The sequence below is a fragment of the Chitinophaga sp. 10T418 genome (assembly GCF_056394125.1).
Map to the genome: position 1 here is coordinate 230,405 of NZ_JBFTHG010000006.1, position 21,169 is coordinate 251,573.

The 21,169-nt window shown below is 45.1% G+C and carries 23 protein-coding genes; 12 read left to right on the forward strand and 11 right to left on the reverse strand.

All coding sequences use genetic code 11. The features are described from left to right. Positions 1–99: 99 nt before the first annotated feature. The 4 genes from AC1DCV_RS19145 to AC1DCV_RS19160 all read left to right on the forward strand — a co-directional run bounded on the left by AC1DCV_RS19145 (position 100) and on the right by AC1DCV_RS19160 (position 5,358). On the forward strand, positions 100–660 hold the full coding sequence (locus AC1DCV_RS19145; protein ID WP_477024655.1) for an RNA polymerase sigma-70 factor: 561 nt from the start codon (positions 100–102) through the stop codon (positions 658–660). Positions 661–711: 51 nt separating this feature from the next. Continuing rightward, on the forward strand, positions 712–1,689 hold the full coding sequence (locus AC1DCV_RS19150) for a FecR family protein (RefSeq protein WP_477024656.1): 978 nt from the start codon (positions 712–714) through the stop codon (positions 1,687–1,689). A gap of 250 nt (positions 1,690–1,939) precedes the next feature. Then, positions 1,940–4,327 (forward strand): TonB-dependent receptor, encoded by a 2,388-nt coding sequence (locus tag AC1DCV_RS19155; protein ID WP_477024657.1) that lies wholly within the window; start codon positions 1,940–1,942, stop codon positions 4,325–4,327. A 2-nt stretch (positions 4,328–4,329) separates the two neighbouring features. Then, the gene (locus tag AC1DCV_RS19160) at positions 4,330–5,358 is read left to right on the forward strand and encodes a DUF4249 family protein (RefSeq protein ID WP_477024658.1); all 1,029 of its coding nucleotides are present in this window, start codon (positions 4,330–4,332) and stop codon (positions 5,356–5,358) included. Between the two features lie 89 nt (positions 5,359–5,447). On the opposite strand, the gene AC1DCV_RS19165 is transcribed toward AC1DCV_RS19160, so the two are convergent. Both AC1DCV_RS19165 and AC1DCV_RS19170 read right to left on the reverse strand, forming a co-directional pair. Continuing rightward, positions 5,448–7,307 (reverse strand): M1 family metallopeptidase, encoded by a 1,860-nt coding sequence (locus AC1DCV_RS19165; RefSeq protein ID WP_477024659.1) that lies wholly within the window; start codon positions 7,305–7,307, stop codon positions 5,448–5,450. 81 nt (positions 7,308–7,388) lie between these two features. Next, on the reverse strand, positions 7,389–7,823 hold the full coding sequence (locus AC1DCV_RS19170) for a hypothetical protein (RefSeq protein WP_477024660.1): 435 nt from the start codon (positions 7,821–7,823) through the stop codon (positions 7,389–7,391). A gap of 166 nt (positions 7,824–7,989) precedes the next feature. Here AC1DCV_RS19170 and AC1DCV_RS19175 point away from each other — a divergent pair, with 166 nt between their 5' ends. After that, a complete protein-coding gene (locus tag AC1DCV_RS19175) occupies positions 7,990–9,081 on the forward strand; it encodes a ParM/StbA family protein (RefSeq protein ID WP_477024661.1) in 1,092 nt (363 codons plus the stop codon). 9 nt (positions 9,082–9,090) lie between these two features. Next, positions 9,091–9,555, forward strand: a complete 465-nt coding sequence (locus tag AC1DCV_RS19180; RefSeq protein WP_477024662.1) for a bactofilin family protein — start codon at positions 9,091–9,093, stop codon at positions 9,553–9,555. A 111-nt stretch (positions 9,556–9,666) separates the two neighbouring features. On the opposite strand, the gene AC1DCV_RS19185 is transcribed toward AC1DCV_RS19180, so the two are convergent. Continuing rightward, a complete protein-coding gene (locus AC1DCV_RS19185; RefSeq protein WP_133809618.1) occupies positions 9,667–9,900 on the reverse strand; it encodes a DUF3820 family protein in 234 nt (77 codons plus the stop codon). Positions 9,901–9,997: 97 nt separating this feature from the next. Between AC1DCV_RS19185 and AC1DCV_RS19190 the strand changes: the two genes are divergently transcribed. Then, positions 9,998–10,435, forward strand: coding sequence for a nuclear transport factor 2 family protein (locus AC1DCV_RS19190; protein ID WP_477024663.1), 438 nt, complete (start codon positions 9,998–10,000; stop codon positions 10,433–10,435). A gap of 4 nt (positions 10,436–10,439) precedes the next feature. On the opposite strand, the gene AC1DCV_RS19195 is transcribed toward AC1DCV_RS19190, so the two are convergent. Further along, positions 10,440–11,084 carry a DUF4136 domain-containing protein gene (locus AC1DCV_RS19195; protein WP_477024664.1) on the reverse strand — a complete coding sequence of 215 codons (645 nt, stop codon included), beginning with the start codon at positions 11,082–11,084 and terminating at the stop codon, positions 10,440–10,442. A gap of 140 nt (positions 11,085–11,224) precedes the next feature. Between AC1DCV_RS19195 and AC1DCV_RS19200 the strand changes: the two genes are divergently transcribed. Together AC1DCV_RS19200 and AC1DCV_RS19205 are read left to right on the forward strand one after the other, a co-directional pair. Further along, complete coding sequence (locus AC1DCV_RS19200) at positions 11,225–11,638, forward strand: response regulator (protein WP_477024665.1); 414 nt, start codon at positions 11,225–11,227, stop codon at positions 11,636–11,638. Between the two features lie 113 nt (positions 11,639–11,751). After that, positions 11,752–12,081: a hypothetical protein gene (locus AC1DCV_RS19205; RefSeq protein ID WP_477024666.1), complete on the forward strand. Its 330-nt coding sequence runs from the start codon at positions 11,752–11,754 to the stop codon at positions 12,079–12,081. On the opposite strand, the gene AC1DCV_RS19210 is transcribed toward AC1DCV_RS19205, so the two are convergent. Next, positions 12,068–12,949, reverse strand: coding sequence for a class I SAM-dependent methyltransferase (locus AC1DCV_RS19210; RefSeq protein ID WP_477024667.1), 882 nt, complete (start codon positions 12,947–12,949; stop codon positions 12,068–12,070). The genes AC1DCV_RS19205 and AC1DCV_RS19210 overlap by 14 nt on opposite strands. Positions 12,950–13,159: 210 nt before the next feature. Between AC1DCV_RS19210 and AC1DCV_RS19215 the strand changes: the two genes are divergently transcribed. Further along, positions 13,160–13,633 (forward strand): Lrp/AsnC ligand binding domain-containing protein, encoded by a 474-nt coding sequence (locus AC1DCV_RS19215; protein WP_133809612.1) that lies wholly within the window; start codon positions 13,160–13,162, stop codon positions 13,631–13,633. A 159-nt stretch (positions 13,634–13,792) separates the two neighbouring features. Continuing rightward, complete coding sequence (locus AC1DCV_RS19220) at positions 13,793–14,905, forward strand: alpha/beta hydrolase family protein (RefSeq protein ID WP_477024668.1); 1,113 nt, start codon at positions 13,793–13,795, stop codon at positions 14,903–14,905. Positions 14,906–15,019: 114 nt separating this feature from the next. Here the strand turns inward: AC1DCV_RS19220 and AC1DCV_RS19225 are convergent, their stop codons facing one another. After that, complete coding sequence (locus AC1DCV_RS19225; RefSeq protein WP_441574975.1) at positions 15,020–16,201, reverse strand: THUMP domain-containing class I SAM-dependent RNA methyltransferase; 1,182 nt, start codon at positions 16,199–16,201, stop codon at positions 15,020–15,022. Between the two features lie 79 nt (positions 16,202–16,280). On the opposite strand from AC1DCV_RS19225, the gene AC1DCV_RS19230 reads away from it, so the two are divergent. Further along, complete coding sequence (locus AC1DCV_RS19230; RefSeq protein WP_477024669.1) at positions 16,281–17,312, forward strand: sialidase family protein; 1,032 nt, start codon at positions 16,281–16,283, stop codon at positions 17,310–17,312. A gap of 3 nt (positions 17,313–17,315) precedes the next feature. Here AC1DCV_RS19230 and map read toward each other — a convergent pair whose 3' ends face one another. From map to AC1DCV_RS19255, 5 genes are all read right to left on the reverse strand, one after another. Next, positions 17,316–18,080, reverse strand: a complete 765-nt coding sequence (map, locus tag AC1DCV_RS19235) for a type I methionyl aminopeptidase (RefSeq protein ID WP_477024670.1) — start codon at positions 18,078–18,080, stop codon at positions 17,316–17,318. Positions 18,081–18,446: 366 nt separating this feature from the next. Next, positions 18,447–18,878, reverse strand: coding sequence for a preQ(1) synthase (locus AC1DCV_RS19240; RefSeq protein ID WP_441574972.1), 432 nt, complete (start codon positions 18,876–18,878; stop codon positions 18,447–18,449). An 81-nt stretch (positions 18,879–18,959) separates the two neighbouring features. Continuing rightward, positions 18,960–19,490, reverse strand: a complete 531-nt coding sequence (locus tag AC1DCV_RS19245) for an RNA 2'-phosphotransferase (protein WP_477024671.1) — start codon at positions 19,488–19,490, stop codon at positions 18,960–18,962. A gap of 1 nt (position 19,491) precedes the next feature. Then, the gene (locus AC1DCV_RS19250) at positions 19,492–20,037 is read right to left on the reverse strand and encodes an NADAR family protein (protein WP_477024672.1); all 546 of its coding nucleotides are present in this window, start codon (positions 20,035–20,037) and stop codon (positions 19,492–19,494) included. Next, a complete protein-coding gene (locus tag AC1DCV_RS19255) occupies positions 20,027–20,890 on the reverse strand; it encodes a TIGR02452 family protein (protein ID WP_477024673.1) in 864 nt (287 codons plus the stop codon). The genes AC1DCV_RS19250 and AC1DCV_RS19255 overlap by 11 nt, the downstream gene beginning before the upstream one ends. Between the last annotated feature and the right edge of the window lie 279 nt (positions 20,891–21,169).

A 21,169-nucleotide genomic window follows, 5' to 3' on the forward strand; every position in this document is an offset into this window, starting at 1 on the left:
TTACGAATTTGGAATTACGAATTACGAATTCGTAATTTTCAAAAAGATAGTTACTTTCGCAGCGATCATTTCATATATTTAAAATATCGTGAAGGTTAAATGATTACATCACCTTCTTACCAGGCATATAAAGAATTATTTCATTCACAGTATAATGACTTATGTAACTATGCCTATAGCTTCCTAAAGGACGATGCTGCGGCGGAAGATGTGGTACAGGAAACTTTTATCAAGCTATGGGAAAAACACCAGGAGCTGATAGGTATACCTAATATAAAAGCATATCTGTTCCGTGCGGTCCGTAATAACTCTATATCTGCATTACGCAAACTGAACACGGAAGAAGCAGGGAATAAAGGCTTTGAATGGATAGCAGATATTGCAGAAGATCCTAATGCCAAAGAGATAGAAAATGCCAGGCCGTACTACGAGCAACTTATTTATGAAGCCATCGCCAACTTACCTCCGCAATGCAGGGAAGTATTTACCTGTTGCAGGATAAATGGAATGACACATCAGCAAACGGCGGTTAAACTGGGGCTGTCAGCCAAAACTGTTGAAAATTATATGGGACGGGCACTTAAACTGTTACGAAAGTACCTCCATCAATATGGATTACCAATGAGCATCCTGTTTTTATTGAAATTATTTACACCCTGATAGAGGGTAGTCACACTAACGAGCGTTATCTAAGTAGAGCACACTGTAACTATGGAGCATTTTGACACCTACCTGCATGAACTTATAGCTAAAAAGCTATCCGGTCAATGTACTGAAGCAGAATCTGCGGCATTACAGCAATGGCTGGATGCCTCCCCTGAAAATAAGGAGGAATACAAGATTCTGTCTAAGTTATGGCAGGACACTCCTGCTGCTGTTGGCCCAACACGCCAATACAATACCGCCGCCGCATGGGACAAAACAGCGCAGGCAATACGGCCTCCCGCTTCCCGGATAAAATCACTCTATACAAAATATGCCGCAGCTGCGGCTATATTACTCCTGCTAACTGCAGGCGCCTGGTGGCTGGAGAGCCGCTCTTCTCTGAAGAAACATGAACTGGCCGCCAATGATGGCAAAATAAAGAGTTTTGAACTCCCTGATAAATCTGTGGTCACCCTACGCCAGGGTGCGCGGATCAGGTATCTCAATGGCTATCATCATGAACAACGTATTGTAGAACTGGAAGGGGAAGCTTTTTTTGAGATCGCCAACGATCCCGGACACCCTTTCCTGGTGAAAACGCCCAACCAGTCGGTAGTAGAAGTACTGGGAACTTCCTTTACCGTACAAACGGGAAAGGACAGCACCGCCGTTACAGTAGCTTCCGGCAAGGTAAAATTAGGCGTGGAAGGTGATACCGCCGCTGTAATTCTGGGCAGCGGACAAAGAGGTACCTGGGGAAATGGACAGTTATACGCCCGTAATAACAACAATCTGAACTTTATTGCCTGGAAAACAGGGATTTTGCAATTTAATGATGAGTCTCTTCTTGAAATATTGCCACAATTAGCCGACTTTTACGCAAAAGAAATCAGGATTGATGATCAATACCGTGAAACAGCATCGCAGCAGAAAGCTACGATCACGTTCCGGAATCAGTCCTGTGATGATGTTTTGCATGAATTACAACTATTGCTTGGGTTTAAATACCGTCAAGACGGCGACACCATCGTCATCAGTCAGTAGCCTCTTAAATCGATTTTTATACATATTCAGTATCTTCCTGTTTCTCTCGCCGATTATTCCACTACAGGCGCAGAACAGGGAGAATGATTTATTACAGCAATCATATATTCCTCCCTCCAGGCAGGGGACCATTCTCTTTTTCATACAGCATATACAAAAGTCAACCGGGATCAATATATCCTATAGCTCCAGTTTCCTGCACCTGAATAAAAAGGTTCAGCTAACAGGAACCGAGCATACAACGGGGGAAGTGTTAAGTACCATCTTACAGGGAACCGGCATACAGGCGGCTGCGCTGAATGGAAAAATATTCCTGCTCCGGGAAAACTCCCAGCCCCAGTATTATACCATCAGCGGCTTTGTAAAAGAAATTAACAGCAATGAGCTCATTATCGGGGCATCTGTATATGATCCTATTACCAGGAAAGGTACAGAAACCAATGCCTTCGGCTTTTACAGTCTTCAGGTGCCTGACACCTGCCAGGGAATCGTATTTTCGCATATAGGCTATAAACCGGTTTTCCAGCACCTCCCCCCTCCTGACGAAGGCCAGCTGGACATACATATGGAAGTCCGTAGTATGTTACAAACCGTGGTGGTAAATGGTGAAAAAGAAGCGATAACTTCCCAATCCGGATACATCAATATGCCAGTGACTTATGTATCCAGTTTTCCCTCCCTCCTGGGAGAAAAAGATGTGTTGAAGTCCCTGCAGCTGTACACTGGTACCAGCAGTTCCCTGGAAAGCAGCAGCAACCTGCTGATCAGAGGCGGTGGAGCTGATCAGAATCTCTACCTGCTGGATGGCGTTCCACTTTATCATACTGGTCACCTTTTTGGTCTCTTTTCTATTTTTAATGGTGATGCGGTAAAAGACGTGTCATTGTATAAAGACGCTTTCCCTGCCCGTTACGGCGGCCGTCTTTCTTCTGTGGTGGATATTCGTACCAAAGACGGTAATATGAAGGAATGGCATGGGAGTTTGACGCTAAGCCCCGTTTCCGGCAATGTATTACTGGAAGGTCCGATTGTAAAAGATAAAAGCTCAGTTTCTCTTTCGATACGAAGATCCCTGGTAGATGTATTGTATGGAGCCAGGTATCTGAGCGACTACGGCAAGTATTACTTATACGATGTAAACTTCAAACTAAACCAGGTTATTGATAATAAAAACAGGCTTTACGTCAGCTTTTATAAGGGACAGGATAAAATGTTTATCCAAAGCATCCGGCCTATTACAGTGCTGTTTGATGATTACAATTTTGACTGGAGTAATATCACCGCGGCCGTAAAGTGGACCAGGGTAATCAATCCAAAAATATTCACCAACACCATTGCTACCTACAGTCGTTTTTATAATGTATTCACCCAGAATACGATCGTCCCCCTTTCCTTTGATGACTCCTCGACAGTAAAGGGTAAAGGCGTTTCCAGGGTCAGAGATATTGCGATCAAAAACGAAACAGAATACAATGTCAGCAACTGGCAACATATCTCTTTCGGTGGTGGTTATACCTACCACAACTTTGCACCCACTGCATATCATAACAATATTTCTGCGGGAGAAGCTACGCAGCGGAAGGCGCCTATTTATTATATGTCCGAGTTCTCTGTTTATGGGGAAGATGAACTCAGCCTGTTGAACGATCGCCTGATAGTCAGGCCCGGACTGCATTTTGGCGCCCTTGCCCAGAAAACTTCGTTTTACACCAGTCTGCAACCACGCCTCATGGTACGCTGGCAGCTACCCAAGTCGCAATACATCCAGTTGTCCTTTGCCAAAATGACCCAGTTCGTGCACCAGTTGACCACACCAGTGATCAATCTGCCCACTGATCTGTGGGTACCCAGTACAGAAAACATTAAACCGGAGCAGGCCTTTTCATACGGCCTCTCCTACCAACGGCTGTGGAACAACACATGGCGATTTAATGTAAACGTTTATTACAAACAGCTTAAAAATATTGTTACCACCAATACCGTATTGAATATATTCGATAACTCCGATCTATGGGAGAAAAAAGTCATTGCCGGCAATGGTTATAATTATGGCAGTGAGTTACAACTGGAAAAAACACAAGGCAAGCTGACAGGTATTTTTTCTTATACGCTTTCCTGGGCCTGGCGGCAGTTTGACCGGCTGAACGGCGGTAAAATGTTTCCTTATAAAGAAGACCGCCGGCATAATCTTTCCCTGGCACTTAAGTACCGGTTCAATCCGAAATGGAATGTTTCTGCTACCTATAAATTCGCCTCCGGAGCGCCATTTACTTTACCTGTACAAATATTCCCCGATTTTGACTGGAGCCGTAATATCAAAGGCTACCTGGATGAGCGCTATTCGCCCTTCTCCACCTATCAGGTCAATTATCTGCCTTATATAGCCAGGTTGAATAATTACCGCTTAAATCCGGTGCATCACCTGGATGTAGGTGCTACACTTAACCTCGGTAATGAAAGGCGTTTCAAGCATGTGATTTCGGCGGGAGTGTATAATATTTACAATCGCAGCAACCCGTTTATTGTAAGCTTTGACCAGTTCTCTTTCTTTGAATATGACGAGGTGTCTTCACTGCAATTGTATCAGTACAGTCTATTCAGAGCATTACCTTATCTCAGTTATACTTTCAAATTTTAGTCATGAAATACGGGTTTACATTATTGCCAATTGTGTGTATGATATTGCTGCTGGGATGTGAGCAGGAATTACCGCTTCCTCGTACAAACGGTACTCCCAGGGCGGTGGTTTACAGTGAGCTGGTTGCCAATGGCATTCCTGAGGTGCGTGTAGGCAAGAGCAAACCCGTATCCGGCCCTTATCTTGATAATGGATTTCAGCTGGTAGAAAACGCCAATGTTCAGCTGATGGATAAGAACGGAACACTGCTGGAAACCCTCACATATGTAAATGACTCTTCTAATCCCATGAGCGTTTACCGGGGTAAAACAAAGCTCGATGCAGCCAGAAACTATAAACTACAGGTAGATGTTCCATCGCTCAAATCCATTACCGCCATGGCTACTATCCCACCTCCATTCAGGGTGGAATTACTGGATACGCTGCGGTCACTGCTGAATGGCCGCCCGGTTTTACGTTTTCATTTCACCGTATATCCGTTACCGGGAGTAAAACAATATATCGTCATGGAGGCGCTGAAACAGAGTGTAGATGTAGATACTACGTTTATGTACCAGGGTGTGAGATACCGTAAAAGCGAACAGGAAGATTTGTACGAGCAGGTGAAAAATTCCCCCGGCGCAAATGCCAGGAAAGACAGTTTTTTCCTGAACGACTATCTCCGTATTCCCTGCTATACGCAGGATGAAAATGCAGACAATAACCAGGTGGGTGGCCTAAACGAAAACTATAACAGCATCCTGTTTACCCAGGCAGGCAAACCATTAACTACTTATTTCTACATCAATGCTACGGCACTCAGTACCAATCCGGAAGACGCGATTCCTCCTGTAGGAAGGGTGCTGGTATATGTAAAATCTGTTTCCAGAGAGTATTATGATTTCCTGCTCACCTACGAAAAAGTGAAGCGCAATCCCGGGCTGAACAGCCTTATACAGGCCATTCAACTCAAAAGCAATACTTCCGGAGGATTAGGCATTGTAGGGGGCAGCTATCAGAAGTTGTACTATTTATACTATGATAAACTCTAATGATGAGCATAAAGCAAAAAGCTATTGAAGTGGATGATTATTGGATATTCGCTACAATAGCTTTTTGCTTTCAGCTTACCGCTTTCTGCTTACCGCCTTTCATACACGTTATCACCTTTATCAATATCTGCTGCCCAGGTACTGCCCAGGGTTACTTTTTTTATTTTTTTGGGAGATGGAAACGCGAGTGATACCGTTTTGTTGCCCTTTTCCCAGCAGGCAATACTCCTGTGTATTTTCGCGGTGCTATTATCTTCAAATAACACAGTAATATCTACAGGTACCGGTTTGTTGCCCTTGGAAATAATCTCCACTACCCCTTGTTTCCCTTTTTGGGTGACGCTGCGGATACCCAGATCCGGATAACCATTATCGAAGAACCAGCTTTTCCAGAACCAGTCCATATTTCTTCCTGCGCCGGTATTCATGCAGTAAAAGAAATCATAGGGTTGTGGATGTTTGCCATTCCATTGAGACATATAATGATGCAAGGCTTTAAGAAAAAGACTGTCGCCCAGCATATCTTTTACGTACAGATATCCCAGCGCTGGTTTGGGATAGGAATTGGTGACATAGGCATCTGTTGTTTGATTGGAAGGCGTCATGATAGGCAGATCAGCGGCTTTACCTGCAACATAATTATAAGGTGCCATACCATAGTCATCGATGATGGTACTGTCTATACAAGGTGAAATAATCCATTCCCCGATAGTAGCCCAGCCTTCATCCATCCAGGCATAGAGAGTTTCGTTGGTTCCCATATAAAAAGGAAAAATGGTATGAAATATTTCATGGTCAGTGAGTTCAATCGCCTGCGCTTTATCCGCCAGGGGATTATCATTCACCATCATAGGATATTCCATCTGATCCAATCCATCGAACACGGTTTCGTGATGATATGGGAATGGCCATTTCGGAAAGTAGTGGCTTATTTTATCAACAGTGATGCGGGCGTAACGTACCACATCAAAGAAATCGGCATGAGCGGCATTAAAGGCTACGTCAACGCGGGTACGTCTTTTTGTTGCTGCATCTACTTCCACGCTGGTAGCATTCCATAAGTAATGATTACTGAGTCCTATCGCAAAGTCGGTCACGTTATTTGCTTCGTAATGCCAGGTTTGCGAGCCTTTACTCCGCGAGATATTACCGGCGCGGACATCGTTACTGTCTATCACGGCAATGATATCATTGCTTTTTTCTGCTGCCGCAATGCGTTGTACATATTTGTCGTTGTATACCTCACTGGTATTCTTCAGGTCGCCTGTAGCCCATACCTGGTAGCTGCCCGGAACTGTAATGGCTACACGAAAATCGCTGAAGTCGTTATAGAACTCCTGCGTACCAACGTACGGGATCATATCCCAGCCGTTGACATCATCGTAAACGGCAATACGTGGAAAGAAGTAAGCGATAAAATAAGCACCGGTATCAACGGCTCCTGTTCTGATATGTGTGTTTTCATTGAGGGTGTAGGAGAAGTCCAGGTCAAAGCGGGCTGTCTGACCAGGATACAACGCTGGTATGCTTACCGGCATATTAGTTCCCCGGGGGCGTACGGACATTGGTCTGTCTGTACCGTTTACCTTCATATTTTTGATGAGTACCCCATCTGTCAGATCATCCGGGGCAATGCCCATGCTTCTGATGGCGCCCTTCTGATAGAGATTGGGAAACAGTTTAAAGTTTACCATACTCAGGGTATCAGGACTGTTGTTGACGTAGCTGATTTGTTCTGTACCGGATACAAGATTGGTAGCGGGGTCAAAAGTTACCCGGATATCATAGACTGCTTTGTTCTGCCAATATTTACTCCCCGGAGCTCCGGTGTAGGTGCGGGTTTGCTGATCATATGCCTTGCGGATGCTGAGCGGCATATATAATGGGGTCTGGGCGATGCCTTGCTGCGCGACCATCAGCAGCAGCAAAAAAATACAATATTTCCTCATAAGCTAATTAAAAGCGGTGGCTTCAAATGTAGGGAATTACCGGGAAAATGTACCGCAGACAAGCGCTTAATATGAATCCGGTCAAAATGGAGTGTGAGTGGTATCTGCAGGGACAATGGGCGCCTTTAAAGAATCAGCAGCCATGTGGAGGCTGTCTGCCGGAGTTGCTGTACTATCTTTACCTGCACCGTTTTTGGAAGGTAAAGGAATAGTGGGTTTATTACTACGGCGTTTGGAGGAATAGTTGCTGGCAGCTCCCTGCCTTTGCATATCCTTCATTGTTTTTTTATCAAAGAGATATTTAGGATGCTTTTCCGGTCTTAGTCCCCGGTCAAATTGTGCTTCTGCCCCTACTGCGGGTGCCGTGTATACTTTCTGAGATGAATGACACGCAAAGAGCAATATGATAGCAATCAGTACCAGGTACTTCATGTAAATAAGTATGAGCGTGAGTATAGATAAGGGACGGGGACGGGTATCTAACGAAAAAACGGTCATTTTATTTTCCCTTTCCATCGATTAGTTGTTGTTAATTCAAGACCACTGTATTAAATTTAGCGTAAATTCATTGGTTGTCATCCCCTTGTTCTAATATTTTATATCTTTAACCGCTATTTCAATCCCGATGAAAACCCTCCCGCAGGAGAGTCACGGCCACATTCGTTATTTATAACAAAGCACTATGAAAGTATCTACAACCAGCTTCCCAAGCGTTTTTGAGACCGCATTCGGAAACACAGAAAACTCAAGTAAGGACTTGCTCAATGGGTTAAAAATTAAAAAGGATGATACATGGTACCTGGTGGGCAATCTTGCCAGAAGAGGTGGTATCAATCCGGGCAGGGTTACCAATGCGGCGCCCAGTGAAGAAGATTATGAAATACTGTTTAAAGCTGCTTTGTTGAATACTATTGATAAAGTACAACAACCCATCGCACTGACAGTTGGCTTTCCCTTCTCTACCTATAACATTTACAAAACAGCTGCGGAACAGTTTTTAAGTAAAAGACATTTCCTGATAGACTACGATACACAAACTTACAATACCAAAGGTTCTTTCAAAAAGGCCATGTTTGATATTGAAAAGTATGAAGTCATCCCTGAAATTGTAGGTGGCATCATTGGTTTAAAGAAAACCATCAATGAGCCTCAGCTGGATAACTTCATCGCCATCAGCTTTGGATTCGGCACTATCGAAGGTGGTATGGCTACCGGCGATGGTTTGATTCACCGCACCTGCTTCAGCTCCCATGGTATCCGCTATGCGATTAATAATCTTACCCGTGAGCTGAACCAGAAGCATTACCTGGAAATGAAAAATGAACACCAGGTGGATGACGCCTTTATGAAAGGCTCCATCTTCACTAACCGCAAACGTATTGATCTACGGGATATGCGTAAAGGTGTGCTGACCCAATATTACAAAGAGGTGGTTTCTCCCCTGATGCGTAGTTACTTTACAGATCTGGATTTTGAAACCTGCGAAAAAATATACCTGATGGGTGGCGGCGCCCACTATCGTGAGCTCACCGATGCTTTTGTAGAAGAGTTCCGTGATTTTATTCCGGTAGAAGTAGCACCTGAGCCTGAAAAACTCATGAGTATCGGCTATCTTTATAACTCATTAAGAATTTCAGATAACAAACCACAGCGAAGTGTAGGTCTGGATCTTGGTAACTCCAGCTCTATTGTTTCTACTTTTGACGATCAGGCACAACATACACCCGGCACAACACCGAATCCAAATACTAATCCTAATCCCATCACCCTCTAATTTTTACGTGTGATCAACGTCAGACATATTTTCCGAAATATAATTGTTCCCGGAGCTTTCCGTATCCCTAAAACAGTATCCGTGAATGGCAGCATTGATGCTTCCGTTTCTGGTCGGATAGATGGCAATGTGCGGGGCGATGTAAAGACCAGTGGTAAGCTGGTAGTGAGTGAAACGGCAAGTATACGCGGCCACATTTATGCTGCCGACCTGGTAGTACATGGAAAAGTGTATGGCGATGTTTACATCAGTAATAAAGCGCATATCAGCAATAAAGCCCTGGTAAAGGGCGATGTAAATGCCATGGTGCTTGAAATAGAGGAAGGTGCTGTCGTAGAAGGAGCTATCCGCAAAAATGTGCAGCCGGTACAAAAAACCGAACACGCCACTGAAGCGGAAGAGTTAAAAATATCTGCACCGGCAGACGTTGCCGGTCCTCATGAGGAGGAAGAACAAAATACCAGCTGGTTCTGACCTGCCTGCCAACAAAGGAACTTTATTAAAAGGGCTGTTTCTTAATAAGAAACAGCCCTTTTACATTTTCAGCTTCGTAGCACCATGCCCGTTATAGGGCTATCATAAGTGTCAGTATCTCTTCTTTTTCAGCGGATCCAGTAACTGGGCCAAACCATTCATTTTAATCACCAGCATCGTTTCCAGGAGCATGCCTAACTTGCCCTGTGGAAAGCCTTTACGCTGGAACCATTCCAGGTAGCTTACAGGAAGGTCGCAAAGGATTACGTCTTTATATTTACCAAATGGCATCTTCATCACTACTAACTGTTGCAGCAACTCCGGATCGGGCTGTGACATCTCCATAAAAAAATCAGGATTTATAATTAAGGTACAAATTTAAATTATAAATCTGTTTTCGCGGGCTTCTTCGTATTTTGTAAATGCTCAAAATAAATCCCGCATGAAAAATTACCTGTTTCTGCTACTTGTCATTTCCTTTGCAGGATGTGTGCAACCTGGTGGTAAAATCAGTCTTGCCAACGCCAATACCGTAGTAGTAAAAGATCTTTTTGAGGCATTTAATGCACACGACTGGCCCCGGCTGGCCCGCTGTTACAAGGATACCGCTACCTTCCTCGATCCCTCCTTAGGCCTGGAACCGGTGCAACATACCCGCGCTCAGACGATCAAAAAATACCAGGAACTACAGCAAATGTTTCCGGATGTGCATGATGAAGTCGTGAATATGTATGGCGATAAAAATCATATCACCGTTGAATTTGTATCATCCGGTACCGGCCCTGATGGCAAAAAATGGCATCTTCCAATATGTACTGTCTTTACTGTAGATGATGGTAAAATAGTAACCGACAATACCTACTACGACAACAGCCACTAATTAATTATTTCTTTAGTAATCCTGCATTGCCTAAGGCAGTAGATACCTGCACTGCAAAGGATTTGGCAAAAGATTCCAGGCTATTGGGATTATAGGTTTCCGATTGCCCGGACCATACCAGTTTGCCGTCCTGTGATAAATCATAGAGGTTGCTTTCCAGGAAATACACTTTATCTGTGGTGTAATAACCAGGAGAGTAAACGGCTCCATACATATATCCGTAATATCCCCAGAAGCGGCCATACCAGCCATAGGCGGGATAAGGCGCATAGGACATGGTGCCAGGCACATATCTCGACTGTGATTCCTTGTTCACTACAGAAACGGTTAATACGGAAGTATACCCGGCCGCTTTCATTTTTTCTGCGGCAGCGGTTTTGTCGGCATCGCTTTCAGGATTGAATTTGGGTGGAAAAATATCCAGACCGCGGCCGGCTGATACGCCGCGCTTTTGCAGGGCTTCGGTCATTTTAGCCTCTACCATTTGTTGAGCGGCTACATTAGAGGTTAGTGCTGCCACCAGCATATTATGATATCCTCCCGCCGGCGCCTCCGGTGCTTTCCAGGTGCCCGTCATATGCACCGTTGTACCACATGCGCCCAATAATAAGATAGCGCCCAATAGCGCCGCAGTGATGATTGCTTTCATAGAATTTGTTTTATCGGAACCTACCCGGTTGCTCCAGAACAACAAGCCTGTGCGGCAAAAGGTTTAACTACGGCTACTTGTAACCTCCTCTGCCATATCACAGGAATAAAACGTACATTAGTAGTCTTGCATCATGATATATGGCCCCTAACAATAACCGGGATATAACTACCCTGTTGCTTGTGGATGACGATCCGGATGATCAGGAATTTTTCAAGCTTGCCCTTCAGGCTGTAAGGGAGAAGATATCCTTTGCGGCAGCGGGTAACGGACAGGACGCATTGGATCAGCTGACAGCAGAGATCTGCACACCTGATCTGATATTCCTCGATATGAATATGCCTTTAATGAACGGGCTCGCCTTTTTGCAGAAAATAAAGGCCTCCGCTACCCTCAAACACATTCCTGTTATCATTTATTCTACCAGCGATGAACCCCATGAAATAAGTATGGCCAGGTCTATGGGCGCTATTGATTTCATTACCAAACCTACTAAGTTTGCGGAGCTTTGCCAGCTGCTACACGAAAAGCTGGCTTTACACGCGAATGCCTGAGCATCATTTTTACCGGAAATTATCCCGCGTTTACCGGAAAATGCGGGCTGTCCACCCCCGGGCTATTTCCACCCTCTTTGGCCCCTTCTACATTTGTATAAAATACGATACAGATGTTCACGGCTATCCTTTCATTGACTTCCATTTACCTCACCATACTGCATATGATTTATCATTATGCTACCAGCAGAACTACCCTCTTTCCTTTTAACCATGCCAGCCATTCTGCCCTGCAGGAGCGGTTCGGAGAACTGGTAGTGTCATTTCTGTTGCTCTTTCTACCACTGCCTTCTATACTGCTGCACAGTCGTTTATGGCCAGCCGTTACCACCTTTTTAACCGGTCTTTCCGCCGCAGAAGAATGGCGTACCTGGCAGGAACTGTATGTATCGAATACGGAGAAAGCATGGAGAAAGACAGCACAATTAACTATTCGTCCTTAACAGCCATGCGACGGGCATAAGCTACCCTGTAAAATTCATACCCCTGCTCCACCCGTTCCGGTAAGTACCGCTCCCGGTATTCCGCCGCTCCCAGATCTTCTTCCAGTTTAAAATCGAACGACTCCAGGTAAGCCGGCAAAGCTGCCGGATCAAAACCAAACGTCCACTGCTCTTCCAGGCCGGCTACATCCTGCAACAATTTCTCACCCCCATAAAAGGCCGCTGGCGCATCCAGTACCTGCTGATGAACATAGGTAAAAATTACGGCCGAACCGGGCGCAAAACGCCGTAAAAAAGCAAAGGTGCTGTCTATCGCTTCTTTATGGAGGTAGTTCGTTACCCCTTCCCAGATGATAGCGGTGGGCAACGTAAAATCGAAGTTATTTAATGCTCCCAGCTGATCCAGGCTTTGCTTGTTGAAATCTATCTGGTAATAAAATACCCTGGCCGGGATTTTATGCGCGCGTAGTTTAGCCAGCTTATAAGCGGCAGTATTGGGATGATCAATCTCTACTACCTTAACGTGTTCGAGGAATGGCAGGCGTAATCCGCGGGTATCAAAACCAGCCCCCAGGATAAATACCTGTTGTGCTCCATCTGTCACCGCCCGCTGCAGCAGGTCATCAATATATTTCGTACGTGCAATACCTGAGGATAATGCTCCGGGAATCTTTCTCCTGATAATGCTTTCTGCAATAGCTCTCCAGCCTGGAATGCGGCATAGCCAAACCCCTGTTCTCAAACCGCCATCCAGAAACCAGGCGGCAAATGGGTCTGTAAAAAGTCGTTGGTCTTTGGGGCGGGTAGTTTCTAATGCCCTGAACAGGGCCATGTATTGGGCTGTTCTACTCGTCACATTAGCTTTCATGGATTATAATTTACAAGGGATAATAGTATCTGGTCATCAATTTAGTTAAAAATTATGATTACTTATATTCCTCATAAGACCAACACCTGGCTCTATAAAGGGAGTCGTCTCTCCGGAGTTAAAAAGAAAAAATGGCCCAAACAGATCAATTTTGCGATTATTTCAAAAAAATACCTATTTTTAGAAAATATTCTAAATTGCGTTGCGAAAATGAGCCACTCGTTAAATATTGACAAATTAGACCTACAAATCATCTCGGAAATGTCAACCGATGCCGGGATCTCTTATGCGGAATTAGGAAAAAAGCTGTTCGTTTCCGGCGGTACTATTCATGTCCGTATCAAAAAGCTGCATGAAATGGGCGTCATCAAGGGCACCCGTTTACAGGTAAATCTGCGTGCCATCGGATACGATGTGCTGGCCTTCATCGGCATTTACCTGGAGAAGAGTTCCCTGTATGAAAATGTAGCAAAACAATTATTGAAGATCCCGCAGATTGTCCGGCTAAACTATACTACGGGCTCCTACAGTATGTTTGCGGAAATCATTTGTAAAGACAGCGGAGAGTTACGTAAAATTCTGCAGGATGACCTGCAGCACATCAAAGGCATAGAACGCACAGAAACGATCATTTCGCTGGAAGAAAGTTTTTCCAGGCCGATAAATGTGAGTGAAGTCATATAAAACGGAATTCCTTGTTTACCAGCGCTGCTCCTTATAGCAGCGCCTTTTTATTGCCGTACATCAAGATAAGTAATCCCATCAATGAAAAGTTAAAGTAGTAAGGGTATCAACTTTACGTAAAATTTAGTGCTAGCTTCCGGTTAAATAACTTACTACCATATGAAGCACTACCTACTTCCTGTAGCAGTACTATTTTTTTTCTCCTGCAAACCGGTACCACCGAAGTCTTACTACACGGGGCTTTACAGCATCAAGGCTTACGACAGCACCCGTTCATTTGATAAAAAATTACGCCCGGTAAAAATTGATCTTTTTTATCCGGCAGCTAAAATATCCGGTGCTGTTCCGCTTAGTTATGGCGACATCCTGGATATGGCGGCACTGCGACTGGATTATAGTTTACCTAAAGACAGCTGCCACCTGGAAAGCCAGCAAATTGCAGATGCGATTACGCAGGAATTCAAGCTGGACAGCGCCAGCCGCGTATTTCTTTATAATACAGAGATATACCCGGCACCGCTACCGGCCAGGGATAAACGAAAATATCCGGTGATCATTTATGCTGCCGGCATGAATGGCAGTAGCTATGAAAACATCAGTTTGTTCCATCAGCTGGTGCAGCAGGGCTACATCGTAGCCGCTATCAGTTCCGTAGGACTTTACCCCGGCTATATGAGCGCGGCTGTTGATCTCGACGAACAAGTAAAAGATATCCTGTTTACCCGGCAGCAACTATTGCAGCTACCGCTGGCTGATACCTCCCGCATAGGCTTACTCAGCTGGAGCATGGGAGGCAGTGCCATCACCAAAGCGGCGATGCAGTCTCCTGATTTCAAATGCCTGCTATCTTTTGATGGCACAGAAATACACCGCTACGGTGAAGATGCGGAATGGAACAAGGTTTACAACGAGATGATGCGTGTTCCCTCTGTACGTCCTGAAAAAATTAAAGTTCCCTATTGTTACCTGAGTGGAGCGCATCCTTATAAAGTAGATTCTATCTATGATATACAAAAATACAGCGCTGCCTCTCCTAAATATTTTATGCAATTTAAACAAGCAAGGCATGAAGACTTCTCTTCCATGATTAGCATTGCGGAACAGGTGCAGCCTGCGTTGGGAGATGTACATAACAAAAGGCAACAGGTAATCCGGAACATTACCGGGATGTTTTTCGATGAATACCTAAAAGGCAATACACAGTTGCATTTTGGTAAACATATTGACTCTCTGATCAGCGGTTACCCGGCGGAGTATAGTAAGGGATACTAACCAGTATATTGCCACCTTGCAGCTGACATTGATATGGTGGGCCAGGATTTATGCGCGGAAGGCACTGCGCTAAAAAAAACGCTTCAGACGGGAAATAGCCTGAAGCGTTGCTCCTTATTCTGCAGCCAGTTTCCTGACATCGCGGGTACCGGCATACAGTTCGTATTCCAGCAGGCGACAGTCGATGGTACTGTTATAGAATTCTATTCTGCGTTTCGCTTTCAGTCCTATTTTCTTGGCCAGCTCGAGGTTACCGGTAAAAACGTAGCCGTGATAACCACCACATTTCTGCTTCATGAAATCGCCGATACGGCCATACGTTTCTTCCAGGTCTTCAATTTCCCCGAGGCGCAAGCCATATTCAGGGTTCATGTATACTACGCCGGCAGCGCCTTCCGGCACTTCTGTGCTGGCGAAGTCGCATACACGGAACTCAATCATATCTTCCACACCGGCGGCTTTCGCATTTTTGCGGGCGTTGACGATGGCCATGTCACTCAGATCTGTAGCAATGATGCGCAGCTCCGGTACTTCCACGATCTGTTTTTCCAGCAAGCCTCTTTCTGCCAGGTAGATGGCCTCATCGAAACCCTGCAGGTGCATGAACGCATAGTTTTCACGGAAAAGTCCGGGACGGCTGTTGGTAGCGATCAGCGCAGCTTCAATAGCTACGGTTCCGGAACCACACATGGGATTAACGAAAGGCGACTTACGATCCCATTTGCTGGCCAGGATGGTGGAGGCAGCCAGCGCTTCCAGCATAGGGGCGCGGCCAGGTATTTTACGATAACCATGGCGGGCCAGAGAATCGCCGGTGGTGTCTACAAATATTTCTGCATTTTCATTTTTCCAGAACAGGTGAATAACGGCGCCGGTCAGTTCCGCACCGGTAGATGGACGCTTACCGGTTTTTTCCCGCATACGGTCTACTACAGCATCTTTCACGCGCAGGTTGGCGAACATGCCGTTATTGATGGATTCATTCTGCACATTGCTGGTGATAGAGAAATAGCCGTTTTCCGGAAGCACTGTTTCCCATGGATAGGTATGCAGGTGGCTGTATATTTCATCTGCATCCAGTGCCTCGAATTGTTTCAGGCTGTATAATACCTGGCTGGCGCAGCGCAGGTTCAAATTAAGGCGGATACATTCATTGAGGGAGGCATTCAACCGTACACCGGTCACGAATGTTTCTTCCACAGTAAATCCCAGATCTTTCACTTCCTGCTCCAGGAAGGGTGTCAGGCGTTTGTTACAGGTGATGGTAACGGTTCCCTTTGTTGTATATAATGACATAAGGCGGCAAATTTACCAATCTTTATGATAATCCCCTTGCATTCCTTAATTTAACCAACTCATTTATATTCCTGCACATATGCGATATTATATTTCTCTGTTATGGATGATGATCATTTATCTGCCACTGCAAGCCCAGGTAAAGGCGAAGCTGGTAAGTAATACCCTCATCATGCCGGTACCTGTAACACGCTCCAGTCATGCTTCTACCATCACCGCCCTCCCGGATGGCCAGTTGATGAGTGCCTGGTTTGGTGGCCGGGAAGAAGGTAGTAAAGATGTGGTAATATGGGCTTCTCTCTATAAAAAAAACAAATGGCAGGCACCGGTGAAGCTGGCGGATGGTATTATAAACGATACGCTTCGCTATCCCTGCTGGAACCCCGTATTGTTCCGGACCAGGGCTGGCTTGCTCTGCCTGTTTTATAAGGTAGGTCCTAACCCACGGGAGTGGTGGGGCATGGCGCGGTACAGCCGTGATAACGGCGTTAGCTGGTCATCTCCCGAAAAACTGCCGGACGGCATACTGGGACCCATTAAAAACAAATGTATTCAATTGCCCGATGGACGCCTGTTACATCCTTCCAGTACAGAAAGTGTAAAAGGCAATCTATGGATATCACATATGGAAATCAGTGACAGCACGGGGCATCAGTGGCAGAAAATAAATATTCCCTGCGATACTTTCGGCGTAATACAACCCACCATCATCACCCTCGCCGGGGGCAGGTTACAGGCGCTTTTCAGAAGCAGGCAGAATGTGATTGCCAGCAGCTGGTCTAACGATAACGGCTCTACGTGGACACCGGTGACCGGTTTATCCTTATTAAATCCTAACTCCGGTATTGATGCCGTTACCCGGCCGGATGGCTTACAGGTGCTGGTATACAATCCGGCGCCCAGTGGTAAAGACTGGTCCAACGGCCGCAATGAGCTGCGAGTGGCGGTCTCAAACGACGGTACGCAATGGCAGGATGTATATGTGCTGGAGAAACATAAAGGCGGCGAGTACAGCTATCCTGCTATAATCGCCGCCACAAATGATTTGGTGCATATCACCTATACGGATGACCGGAAGAATATCCGTGCAGTTACTTTGCAACTGAAATAAAGATCAGTTCCATATTTCGTTGGCTGCAGTCAGTATCACGGGTGCCTGGTCGGTAACTACAATGGTATGTTCATGCTGGGCTACAAAACCGCCTTTGTTCCCCACCAGCGTCCAGCCATCATTGGACTGGTTAGCAAAGGAAGAGGCAGTAGATATAAAGGTTTCTATGGCCACTACTGCATTCTTTTTAAAGCGGGTTTTATTGAAACGTACATAGCAATTGAGAATATCATCCGGCGCCTCGTGTAAACTTCTGCCCACACCATGACCGGCGAGGTTGCGGATAACGGTATATCCTGATTTGCGTGCTTCGGTTTCAATGAGTTTGCCTACATCTGCCACGCGGGTACCGCCTTTGATATACTGAATCGCTTTGTACAGAATAGCTTTGGAAGCATCTACCAGGGCCTGGTGCTGATGGATATCCTGTCCGAGAACAAAGGAACCACCATTATCCGACCAGTAACCATCCAGTTCTGCAGATACATCGATGTTCACGAGATCGCCATCCTGCAGGATTTTCTTCTCAGAAGGAATACCATGTGCAATTTCATTATTCACGCTGATACAAGTCCAGCCCGGAAAGCCATAAGTCAGCTTAGGCGCTGATTTAGCACCTAATTTATTTAAGATCTCTCCACCGAATTCATCCACCTCTCTGGCTGTCATGCCCGGTTTAGCATAATGCCTCATTTCTTTCAGCGTGATAGCTACTGCTTCGCTCACCCTTTTCATGCCAGCGAGTTCTGCTTCTGTAGTTATTGACATATTTTTTTCTTTAAAAGTAGCGAAAAATAGCTTTTAGTAGTTAGCTATTAGATTAATCATATGCTGGTAAATACAGCGAAGACTAACAAATGATAATCTAACAGCTAAAAGCTAATAGCTAACAGCTATTAGATTATCATATGCTGGTAAATACAGCGAAGACTAACAAATAATAATCTAACAGCTAAAAGCTAATAGCTAACAGCTATTAGATTATCATATGCTGGTAAATACAGCGAAGACTAACAAATGACAATCTAACAGCTAAAAGCTAATAGCTAACAGCTATTAGATTATCATATGCTGGTAAATACAGCGAAGACTAACAAATAATAATCTAACAGCTAAAAGCTAATAGCTAACAGCTCACATCAATATTCCCCATTCATCGTCACGTTCAGGGTAATCTTTAAAGCGTTCGTCGCCGCCTCTGTCTTTCCAGTCGGAATCAATCACCAGTTTGGAGCTGATACCGCCTCTGGGATTACAGATCAGCGTAATCCGCAGGCGATCTGCCTCATACACTTCCATCATATGATCATAGATGATATTGATGAGACGCTCATAGGATACAATGATATCACGCAGGTGATATACATATAGCTTAAGCGATTTCAATTCTATGATCCTGCCCTTTGGATAGAAGGTGATGTACAATTTGGCAAAATCCGGCTGTTCATGCATACCCAGAAAAGTAAACTCCGGCACCTTTATCTTCATCTCATACTTTTCCTTTGAGGGATTGGGCAATCCTTTCAGGATTGTTTTATCAATTTGCTGGTAGAGCTTTTTAGTCATAATTGATTTGTGATTGATAGGTGGCGGCAAAAGTAATATCTCTCTGACTCAATTGCCGTTACAATCTACACAAGATAAGATTTATTGAATATATTCTGGAGGCACCTCATCTGTCAGCCAAACCCCGTTGACGGATAAATAAAACGGAATACCATCCCGATGCATTTGTCCGCTGAGGATCGTGAGTATTTTGGCCGCTCCTCTCCTGTTGCCTACACTTGTTGCGGTATCCAGGTTTTCGGAAAGGTGCACATGATGCCGGTTCATCTTTTGCAGACCACGGGTCCTGATTTCCTGCATGAATTTAGGAACGGTGCCGTGATATAAAAATTCCGGCGGTGTGGCCATCGGCAGGTCCAGTGCTACTTCCAGGGAATGTCCCTGGTTAGCTCTTATCCGTGTTTTATCTTCATTAAATGAAAATCGTTGCTTATCATTTTCTGCCACCACAGTTTCCAGTTCCACAAAAGTAAGACGTTGTCCATGTACCTGGCATTGTTTAAGCAAGGTGGCTACATCTGCCCAGCCATGGGCGTCCAGCGTTAGCTGTATTTTTTCCGGGCTATGCCGGAGAATAAGACTCAGAAATTTACTGATCGATTTAATGTTCATGTTATTTAAGTTGATCCCTTACTACCATGAGTGCATAACCCAGGAGGTTATGTCCACGCCATTTTAGGGGATTTTCCACGTGTTCGTTACCGGCAGCCATGCCTATACCCCAGATACGGTCCATAGGACTGGCTTCCACCAGTATGCGATCCTGTGTGCTTATTAAAAAAGTTTTCAATGCCGGGTGTTGTGAAAATTTATGATAATTGCCGGTTACTACCAGGTCAAATTTATGAGCATCCCAGATGGCGGCATCAAAATTTTTCACTTGCCGGCCCAGCTTCTTGGCCTGATCGGGAGAACCAGCCTCCAGCACTTTTTCCAGGATATCCTGGTCTCCGAAAAGTTGTGCTTTACCGGCCATCATCCAGTGTTCAGCTGTTTTGTAGGTGAGGTCGTTTACTTTAAAAGCAGCCGGCCACCACTGACTGAAACAGCTCTGGGTAACACTTCCATCGGCTGCTGCACGATGGCCCCAGAAAAACAGGAATTTTATTTTTTCTTTGGCTTCATACTTAGTGATCAGCCATTCGTTATTATATTTCACTGTATTGAAATTTATGATTAAAGGCATACCGGTTTGGTGCTTTCGCTGAAGCATCATACACGGCGAATACCACGTTAGCAAATGCGTTTTTAAAGACTTCATTCTGCTGAAGGTGATGCGCAAACCATTGCGCTACTTCTTCGGCGCTATTCCGGAAAACGCCGCAACCCCAGGCGCCCAGGATCAGGGTCGTTTGTTTTTGTACCACGGCTACAGAGAGCAACTTCTCTATTCTTCCAAGCATTACTGCCGCAATTTCGTTTAGCCGTTCGGGTTCGTTATTCCTGATAGCACCTGCATTAGCCGCTGGTGCAGTGATCACAGATACGCAGTAAGGCTGATCCAGCAAGGCATCCTGATCATCCCGGAAAACGGGCACCAACGGGGAATAGATCATATTATCTGTATACAAACAAGTATGATAAGCACGGTTGATATCATACATGGCCTGTTTGGATTTCAGACAGGCGTATAATCCGCTGGCTCTTGAGAGTGCTTCTTCCTGGGCCTGTGCTCCTCCCAGAAAACCGCCACCTGGATTTTTTGCAGAGGCAAAGTTCAGACAACAAACATCAGTCATTCCTTCGTCCACAATCAGGCGGTGTGCGGCTGCAAACGTAGTTTCAGCGGTAACTGTGATGTTGGTATTATATGGCGTAGCGGCTTTCAGCTGCTGATCTCTTTGTGCAAATACAGTGGTAAAGTCTTCCGGGCGATAATGGATCGTGTTAGTGATTGCCTTCTGTAACACAGCACTGATATCTACTGATTCGTTGCGGCTGTTCTGATAGCTACCCGCCTCCATTATATTCAGGGTGTTGTATGCAATCTCTATTCGTCTATTTCTGTTCATGTCGTTTCTGTTTACATCAGGGTATCGGGAATTTCCGGCGGGGTTAACCATTCCATCTTGCCTGATAGGGTTCAATATTTGTTTACGTCAATATGACGCAAAGTAAAGAAATAATTATTTATCTGCCATATTTTTTTTCAGGGAGATGGGGATGCAGGACGGTAATGAAGGCGTAGGAAGCTTTACAGGGGGATGCTTGTAGTAAGCAGGAGTATCTGGAAAGATAGAAACACATGCCGCTGGGCTACAGGATCCATTTCTTGAACTGATCATGTTCCC